At 31.6% G+C, this 3,149-nt stretch carries 2 protein-coding genes; both read left to right on the top strand.

Annotation, left to right across the window (positions count from 1 at the left end):
- Positions 1 to 700: 700 nt before the first annotated feature.
- Entirely contained in the window at positions 701 to 2,185 is a 1,485-nt protein-coding gene (gene lsa(E) / locus DW196_RS10970) for an ABC-F type ribosomal protection protein Lsa(E) (RefSeq protein ID WP_002294513.1), read from the top strand.
- A 53-nt stretch (positions 2,186 to 2,238) separates the two neighbouring features.
- The gene (gene lnu(B) / locus DW196_RS10975) at positions 2,239 to 3,042 is read left to right on the top strand and encodes a lincosamide nucleotidyltransferase Lnu(B) (protein ID WP_002294514.1); all 804 of its coding nucleotides are present in this window, start codon (positions 2,239 to 2,241) and stop codon (positions 3,040 to 3,042) included.
- Positions 3,043 to 3,149: the final 107 nt, after the last annotated feature.

The raw sequence follows: 3,149 nt of genomic DNA on the forward strand, positions 1-3,149 counted from the left end.
TTTCTATTATTCTACCTTATTTGATAGTAGATTTAAAACTTTGCAACAGAACCGCAAAATGCACTTGTTGAAAATGCAGAGCGTGAAGGAAAAAGGCAACGAATCGCTGAAATGACTGATTTCTTTAATGAACAATCCTGTGAGTTAGAGGAATATGATGAGCAGTTAGTAAGGAGGCTTATAGAAAAAGTTACGGTATTTCATGATAAGTTCGCCGTTGAATTCAAATCAGGAGTCGAGATTGATGTAGAAGGGTAATCTTTAGAAAGAGAACAGAAGAATTATATTGGATTTTTAAAGATAATATGATATAATAAAACGACTTGGAGGTGGAAGAATGTATAACTTTTCTTGCTAATTATATGATGCATAATAAGATATTTAAAGAAACGGCTATAGAACCGTTTGTTTTGTTATGCAAATTGCAAGAAAGTTAAGTATTCTACACTCAATAATACATTACAGTAACCTTATGTTATGTATAACAAAAGGTAATAATAGTATTTGTTTTTGAGCCGTAAGAATTTACTTTCTTGCGGCTTTTAATATTTGTAAAAGAAAGGAAGATAAACGTGATAGACAATGATACTATGTCATTCATGACAAAATCCTTGCAGAGTTGGATAACATTATAGAGTAATTAATGCCGAAAACCGACTTTGCTTATAAAATTTTTATAATGTAAAGGAGGAAGAAATATATGTCCTTAATAAATGTTTCAAATCTAACTTTTTCATATGAAGGAAGTTATGACAATATTTTTGAAAATGTAAGTTTTCAGATAGATACAGATTGGAAACTCGGTTTTATTGGAAGAAACGGACGCGGTAAAACTACTTTCTTAAATTTACTGCTTGGCAAATATGCGTATTCCGGCAATATAAGTTCTACAGTTAAGTTTGAGTATTTTCCTTATGATGTGGAAGATAAGAGTCTATATACAATTGAAGTAATGAAGAGTATTTGTACGGAATGTATGGATTGGGAGATTTTTCGTGAAATATCATTGCTTGATGTTCAAGAAGATGCTTTATATCGTCCGTTTAATACATTGTCAAATGGTGAGCAAACGAAGGTCCTTCTTGCAGCTTTATTCCTTACAGCGAGTTGTTTCCTGCTTATTGATGAACCTACAAACCATCTTGACATCGATGCACGTAATGTAGTGCAAAACTATTTGAAACGCAAGAAGGGGTTTATTTTGGTATCTCATGATAGAAGCTTACTTGATCAATGTGTTGACCATATACTATCTATCAATAAAACGAATATCGAAATCCAAAAGGGAAATTTTACTTCTTGGTGGGAGAACAAAACGTTACAAGATAATTTTGAACTGGCAGAAAACAAGAAACTCCTTAAAGAAATAGGAAGGTTGTCTTATGCAGCAAAACGTAGTTCAAACTGGTCAAATAAAGTAGAAAAAAGTAAATATGGAACAACAAATTCTGGTTCAAAACTGGATAAGGGTTATGTTGGACATAAGGCTGCAAAAGCGATGAAACGTGCCAAAAATATTGAGTCAAGACATCAGGAAGCCGTTTTACAAAAATCAGAACTGCTCCACAACATTGAACAATATGATGACTTAAAAATTTCACCACTTGAATTTCACAAAGAGTGCTTAATAGAAGCGAATGATTTATCATTGTCTTATGGAGATAAAGAAGTATGCAGTAATCTTAATTTCAGAGTCAATATTGGTGATAGAGTTGCCATTATCGGAAAAAATGGGAGTGGTAAGTCTAGTATCCTAAAATTGATTAATGGAGATGATATTAAATTTACCGGAAATTTTATGCTAGCAAGTGGACTAAAAATTTCTTATATTTCGCAAGATACTTCATATTTAAAAGGTAATCTATCTGAATTTGCCTATAATAATAAGATCGATGAAACTCTATTTAAAACGATTCTTCGTAAACTGGATTTTAATAGAGAGCAGTTTGATAAGAACATGGTGGATTTTAGTGCTGGTCAGAAAAAGAAAGTACTAATTGCTAAAAGCCTTTGTGAAAGTGCACATTTGTATATATGGGATGAGCCATTGAACTATATTGATATTTTTTCACGTATCCAAATTGAAAAAATGATTTTGGAATATTGTCCTACACTATTGTTTGTGGAGCATGATGATGCTTTTTGCAATAACATTTGTACGAAAAATATTAATTTAGGTTTGTAGAGATTTTGAGTTGCCACAATAACTAAAAGATATTTACATGAAAGGGTGAAGAAATGTTAAAACAAAAAGAATTAATTGCAAACGTTAAGAATCTTACTGAGTCAGATGAACGAATTACAGCTTGTATGATGTATGGATCGTTTACCAAAGGAGAAGGTGACCAATACTCTGATATAGAGTTCTATATATTTTTGAAAGATAGTATAACCTCGAACTTTGATTCATCCAACTGGTTGTTTGACGTAGCTCCGTACTTGATGCTTTATAAAAATGAGTACGGAACAGAGGTAGTTATTTTTGATAATCTTATACGTGGGGAATTTCATTTCCTTTCTGAAAAAGATATGAACATAATCCCCTCGTTTAAAGATTCAGGTTATATTCCTGATACGAAGGCTATGCTTATTTACGATGAAACAGGGCAATTAGAAAATTATTTATCAGAGATAAGTGGTGCAAGACCAAATAGACTTACTGAAGAAAATGCTAATTTTTTGTTGTGTAATTTCTCTAATCTATGGTTGATGGGAATCAACGTTCTAAAAAGAGGAGAATATGCTCGTTCATTAGAACTCTTATCACAACTTCAAAAAAATACACTACAACTTATACGTATGGCAGAAAAAAATGCTGATAATTGGCTAAACATGAGTAAAAACCTTGAAAAAGAAATTAGCCTTGAAAATTATAAAAAATTTGCAAAGACCACTGCTCGATTAGATAAGGTAGAATTATTTGAAGCCTATAAAAATTCTTTGCTATTAGTTATGGATTTGCAAAGTCACCTTATTGAACAATACAACTTAAAAGTTACACATGACATTTTAGAAAGATTGTTGAATTACATTAGTGAATAGGAGAGTAACGTTATTCACAGTATTGGGGGTTGTGTTGCAAAGTTAAAAAAATAGGCAAATACATCCAAATTCTGATCAATGGTCTATGCTGCTTTAAGTAGATTTTC

This window comes from Vagococcus sp. AM17-17 (genome assembly GCF_003471765.1).
In the GTDB taxonomy this organism is placed as follows: Bacteria; Bacillota; Bacilli; order Lactobacillales; family Vagococcaceae; genus Vagococcus; species Vagococcus teuberi.